At 73.3% G+C, this 5,984-nt stretch carries 4 protein-coding genes; 1 reads left to right on the top strand and 3 read right to left on the bottom strand.

Annotation, left to right across the window (positions count from 1 at the left end; translation table 11 throughout):
• Positions 1-271 precede the first annotated feature (271 nt).
• Entirely contained in the window at positions 272-814 is a 543-nt protein-coding gene (locus tag AC13HU_RS30405) for an NUDIX hydrolase (RefSeq protein ID WP_483045188.1), read from the top strand.
• A 176-nt stretch (positions 815-990) separates the two neighbouring features.
• Here the strand turns inward: AC13HU_RS30405 and AC13HU_RS30400 are convergent, their stop codons facing one another.
• The 3 genes from AC13HU_RS30400 to AC13HU_RS30390 form a co-directional block, all read right to left on the bottom strand.
• The gene (locus tag AC13HU_RS30400) at positions 991-1,371 is read right to left on the bottom strand and encodes an isochorismatase family protein (protein WP_483045187.1); all 381 of its coding nucleotides are present in this window, start codon (positions 1,369-1,371) and stop codon (positions 991-993) included.
• A gap of 133 nt (positions 1,372-1,504) precedes the next feature.
• Complete coding sequence (locus tag AC13HU_RS30395) at positions 1,505-5,692, bottom strand: trypsin-like peptidase domain-containing protein (RefSeq protein WP_483045186.1); 4,188 nt, start codon at positions 5,690-5,692, stop codon at positions 1,505-1,507.
• A gap of 70 nt (positions 5,693-5,762) precedes the next feature.
• Positions 5,763-5,984: trypco2 family protein (locus tag AC13HU_RS30390; RefSeq protein WP_483045185.1), on the bottom strand; the 222-nt coding region annotated here is incomplete at its 5' end.

Here is a 5,984-nt window from a genome sequence, read left to right as displayed (position 1 = left end):
GTAGACCCGAGCCCGTCGAGGAACGGTTGAAACGTTATTGACATCCCGGGGGCAGGGGCGGGTCAGGGGTCGGCCGGGCGCGGAGCGAACACGCCCCCGGTGCCGTCGCCCGGGTCAGGGGCGACGCCGGTACGCGACGGGCCGGGGGCCGGTCAGGCGGGTGTCCTCGCGCGAGGCGGGCTGGGAGCCGGTATGTATGAGGCCGACGGCGCCGACCGGGCCGCCATCGCCGCGACCTGGCTGAGCTACTTCAACCGCTGAGGAGAACCCCTTGCCCATCACGACCAGCCACATCCACACCGCGGTCAACACCTACCTGACCGATCACCCGAACGAGAAGGACGGCCTCGCTCCCCTGCTGAAGCTGCTCTACGACGGGGCGGCCCCGACCTCCCGCAAGGAGTTCCGCGGGCATGCCACCGCCGGCGCAATCGTGGTCGGACCCGACGACCGCATCCTGCACATCCACCACCTCGCACTGGGCAAGTGGCTCCTGCCCGGCGGTCATCTGGAGGACGGCGACGCCACTTTGTTGGAGGCCGCCCTACGCGAACTGGCCGAGGAGACCGGCATCGGCCCCGAAGAGGTCACCCCGGTGAGCGACCGGCCCGTCCACATCGACGTCCATCCCATCCCTGCCAACGACGCCAAGGGCGAACCGGCCCACCAGCACTTCGACTTCCGGTTTCTCTTCCGCACCGCAACCGGCATCGGCCGGCTCCAGACGGAAGAAGTCACCGACGCCGCCTGGCGCGAGGCCGACACCATCAGCGACCACACGCTGCGGCAGCGAATCGCCCAGGCCCTGCGCTGACAGGAGCCGGCCGTCCCCGCGTCATCGCTCCCCCGCAGAGCGCGGGGGAACGGCACCAGCGCCCTCCAGGCCCACTGCCGGCCCTACCGATCGAAAGCCCCGGTGGCGGCGCGCGGCCGGGTGCGGAGGGCCGGGTACGGGCACGTGGGCTGCGGACAAGTGGGCCGTGCTCGGGGTCAGTTGGTCGGGGGGAGGGTGGCCGCCCATTCGGTCGTGGTGAGGACGTCGCCGCGGCGGTTGAGGAGCTTGGTGAGGAGGGTGTCGTGCACGTCGGGGTCGGCGTCGGCGCAGGCGTCGGACAGGACGGTGACGAGGTAGTCGAGGTCGACCGCCTGGAGGGCGGTGGACAGGACGATGCCGCCGGTGGCGATGCCGATCAGGGCGAGGTGGTCGAGGAGGTTCGGCCGGCTGGACCGGTTCGGAAGGACCGGCCGGACCGGACCCCGGGCCCGGCCCGCCGTACGCGTGCGCGGCTCCCCGGGCAACCGCAGCGCACCGTGGGCGAAGCGGCGACGGGCGCGCCCGATCAGCGCGGAGTCGCCGGGCGGGTGCCACAAGTTGAAGGAGTCGGCACCCGTCGAGGGGTTCGACGGAAGCGCGTACGGCGTCGGGTGCGAGGTGAGCGCCGGCGTCCCGGCCGGGCCGCGCCGCCGGCTCGATGCTCGACGCCACGCGTCGAAGCGTTCCGACTCAGCCGAGGTGCCCGACGTACGCGCGGACGGCGTCGCGGGTGCGACGTACGGCATCGGGCGCGAGGACGGTGAGCGCGGGCAGCGCGTGGTGCCAGTGCTCGCCGGCCAGCAGCTCGTCCACGAGTTGGCGGGCGAGGGCGTCCGCGGCGGCGCTGCGCGTGGCGAGTTGGGCGGCGCGGGCCTGCGCCAGGTACATGTGCGACGGCATGGCCGGTTCTTCGGGCAGCGCGGACTCGGGGTAGGCGATCAGCGCGTTGGCGATCGCCTGGGGCGCGGCCCCGACCAGGGCGGCGGCAAGCATCCCGCGGCACTCGTCCGCCTGTTCCGTGCGATCGACGGGAGACAGATACCGGTCGAGCTCGATCCGTGCGGGGGCGCCGACCGCGACGAGCCCGAACGCGATCTCCAGCGGCAGGAGTTCACCGTCGCCGCCGCCGCGCGCGACTCTGCGCCGCGGATACGACAGCGCCTCGTGCAGCAGTTCCCGGGCGCGTTCCGGGTCGGCCCCTGCCACGATCAGCGCGGCCACCGCGCACGGTTCGCGCCCGGCCGGCGGGTCGGAGGTGAGGCGCGACGCGACCTCGGCGAGCAACGCGCGCTCGCCCTCGGCGTCGGACGTGTGCAGCGTCAGGGCGAGCGCCATGGCCGCATGCAGCCATTCGAGCCGGTCCCCCGCCGCGGGCAGCAGCGACCGCAGACCGGGGAAGAGGCCCGGTCCGCCGGGCGAGGGCCGGTTCCAGGCAGCGGTGGCGCGGACCGCGTCGAGGACCATGTCCGCCAAACTCTGCTGGGCGAGCGCCCGTTGAGGGACGAACCGAGTCCGCTCGAGGTTGAGGCCGTGGAACTCTTCCGCCTCGCACGGCCGTTCGACCAGAACGGCCGCCAGGACCGCGATGCGGGAGGTCTCGGCCCAGGAATCCCGCGCCTCACGAAAGAGCTCCTGCGCCAAGGCATCGGCGTCCGCGGCACGACCGTGCGCCACATGCGAGCCGATCATGGTCAGCAGAAACCGGGCGCGCAGCACACCTCGCGCATCGTGGACGGCGGGCAGCTCCGCGTCGGCGCGGCCGTCGGGGCCGCCCAGCTCCGTCAGCGCCGTCGCGAGCATGGCGGTGGCGCCGACACTCAGGTGGCCGGCGCGGAGCACCCTGTCCACGATCTCGTCGAAGAAGGCCACGGCCTGTGCACGCTGGTGCGCGCCGACCTGAGCGACCACCCGCGGGAACTCGTCGAGCAGCAAGACGAAGCCGCCTTCGCCGTCGAATCCCGCCATTCGGGTCCGGGCCGCGGCGAAGTCCCCGCGCGCCGCGAGCCCGGCCACCAGTATCTCCTCGTACGCGCCCGCGCCGACCCCCGCCTGAATGTCGCTCAACCAGGCTTCGGCGCGGGCCAGTGCACCACGACGGACGAAAGCCCGTAGCACTGGGGCCGCCGCGCGCGTACGACGCTGGGAGAGGTCGTCGACCAGCGACTCGGCCTCGGCCGGCAGACCCACCGCGGCCAGCACGTCCAAGCAGATCTCCAGGGGCTTCCCTCCGACCGGCCCACCCGCGAAACTGTCCGGGCTCCACCCGCGCGACCCCGTCCGCAGCTCTTCGGCGACGGTCAGGGCCAGCCGACGCGCTACGGCCGGATCATGGCCGACGAGCGCCGAGGACGCGTAGGCCGTCGACAGCCCGCCCCACGACACGAGGGTCGCGGTCAGATCCTCGATCCGTCGTGCAAGAGCCGGGACCAGGTCCGGGTCGACGGCCGCGGCCACGGCAGCGAGGCTGACCGCATGCCGCAGTTTGTCCCGGTAGTCGGCTGAGGTCCGTTCGTCCGGTAGCTCCGCCATGACCATCCGTGCCGCTGTTGCCAGCACCGCACGCGCCTTGATCGGATCATGCGGCGCCATCGCCTTCGCGAGACGGGCCCACGCCGACGGCGATGAATATGAGAAGTCCGGCCACCTGTCGGCCATGTCCCGCGCCTGCTTCACGTGACCGATCTCGGCCAGGGCGCAGGCGACGTCGACCACCGCCGGATCGGTCATGGCGTCGGCCTGGTGCGCCACGCACACCGCGTGTGCCTCGGCGATCAGCTCCTCGGCACGGGCTTGGCCGTCCTTCCCCCAACGGACCTCTGCCGTCAGGGCGATGCCCGCCAGGGCCCGCGCCCGGCTGCCGAACCAGGACAGTGATCGGGCCATCTCCACCGCGCGGCGCGACTCGCCGAGCCCGGCCAGGGCGATCACGTGCTCCGGCTTCAGCCCGTCGTTGCGGTTGCGCAGTGCCATCCGCGCTACGGCGAGGGCGAGTTGGTCCCCCAGGTCGTCGTCGGCCGCGGCCACCGCCGCGATCTCGCTGAGCGCGGCCCAGTCGGAGCCGGTCTCGATCCGCATCCGCGCGTGCCGGACCGGGTCCGTCGCAAGCGCGAGCGCGCGTTCCCGGTCACCCGCCGAGACGAGCATGCGGACGTAGCCGCCGAGCAGGTAGGCGGGTGTTGCGGCCGGCCAGCCGGCATCGCGGTAGCGGTCGGACCAGGAGTGCAGCTGGTTACGGTAGGTGTCGAGGCCGGGGCCGAGCACCCGTTCGGCCGCGGCGTGCAGCGTTTCGTGGGCGAGCAGGTAGCCGCGCTTGGTCCCGTCGGCGGCGATCGCCCCGAACTGCTGCTGCGTCAGGGCGCGTTCGCGGACGATGCGGCCGAAGACGCTGCCAAGGTGCGCGCCGAGCACCCAGTGGTCGAGGCCGGAGAGCTCCGCGAGGTCGTCCCGGGACAGGCCGCCGCGGGAGGCGGTCAGCAGCCCGACCAGCCGGGCGGCCGCCTCGTTCCCGCCGGAAAGCGCCTGCGACAGGTCGTGGGTGGCGTCGATCGCGGTGTGCCGAGCGGCTCGCGACTGGGTGAGTCCGACCGTGCGGCAGGTACGCAGCGGGTGCCCGCCGGAGACGTCCGCCGGGACGCCGGGGCTGGTACGGCTCAGCACCAGCACGCGCATGTTCTCGGGTGGCGTGTACGGCAACAGGGCTGCCACGCTGACGAGTTGGCGTGCCGCCGAACGGTCCTCGTCCAGGCCGTCCACCAGGAGCAGGAGGGTACCGCCGCTCTCCCCCACCCGCCGCGCCGCCTCCTTGAGCAGCAGTCGGCACTCGTCCGCGCGGGCGTGGGGCGAGGCGAGCAGCATCGGGTCGCGGCCGGCGAGGCGCGCGCACTGCATGATGACGGCGTCGATGTAGTCGGAGCTGTCGGCGGAGGCGGCCTCGCGGTTGGTGACGAAGAAGGAGACCGGTGCGACGCCGTCGGGCGGGTGCAGGGCGAACCAGGCGGCCAGCGCGGTCTTTCCGGTCCACGGCGGGGCCTGGATCCAGCGGTACGGTTCCGCGCCGCCGCAGAATGCGGCGAGTTCGGTCAACTCGGCTTCTCGGTCGAGCAGTTGGACGGGGGCGATGCCGGTGAGGCGGTCGCGGTGGCCGGCTTCCAACTGGTCGACGCGGGTGGTGGGCAGGACGTCGGGCAGGCCGGTGAGCGGGGTGTGCAGCAGTGCGGACAGTTCGGCGAGGCGCTCGGCCGGCATCAGCTCCGGCCAGCGATCGACCCGGCCGGCGGCCAGGCGCCCCAGGCCGTAAGCGGGATGGTGCCGCGTCACCACGCCGACGATGCGGCCCGCGGCGAACACCGCGGCCCCGGACATCCCCGGCCACGGGTTCTCCGCGCCGGGCGGCGTGACGTGCAGATCGAGGGTGCCCTCACGGCGGTTGGACAGCACGGGTACGGTCGCGCGCACATGCTCGGCGTCCCGGTAGCGGGACCCGTCGGGGTCGTCCAGCAGCTTGAAGCGGGGGAAGCCGAGCGCGCTGCACCGCAGTACGGCGTCGCGCTCGCCGACCCGGCCGAAGCGTACGGGAGTCGTCGGCTCCGTTGACTCCGTTGACTCCGGGTGGACTTGGGCATCGTCCAGCCGCAACACCGCGATGTCGGCGTGGGCGTCGGCGAAGGCGAGCCGGGCCGCCTGCCGACGCTCCCCCGCCTGGCCCGCGTTGAAGCGGCAGTCCGTCGACGCCGCGCCCTCAAGGACGTGCGCGGCCGTCAACACCTCTCCCGCGCACACCAGATACCCGGAGCCGCGCCGCTCGGACCCGTCCGCCAGCCGGACGATGACCTCCGCGGCCCGCTCCACCTCCAGCCCCTGGCCGCCGCCTTCGCTCATGTCCCCCGGTTTCCCCGCCCGTTGCCGGCACTACGCCGCCGCGCCACGAGCGCCACCATCCGGCGTCGCCTCACCGCTCGCCGTCGACGGCGTCGCCCACCACCAGCACCGTACGCGGGGAACCGCCCGCGTCCACGGCCTTCGGGTTCAACGTGAGCTTGATCCGCTGCGTGTCCGCGTGCGACAGCTTCATGTCACCGCCCAACTCCGCCACCCAGAAACGGATCCTGCCGCTCCCGCCCTCCACCCGTTCGACCGCGACCGTCGCCTCCACCTCGACCGGCCCGACCTC

Source organism: Streptomyces sp. NH27 (assembly GCF_056859195.1).
The sequence above is the reverse complement of the archived record's forward strand: the minus strand, read 5'-3'. Positions and strand labels throughout refer to the sequence as shown.

Excerpts from the sequence above, each read along its gene's own strand:
- AC13HU_RS30395 (WP_483045186.1), bottom strand. The coding sequence starts at position 5,692 with ATGAGCGAAGGCGGCGGCCAGGGGCTGGAGGTGGAGCGGGCCGCGGAG.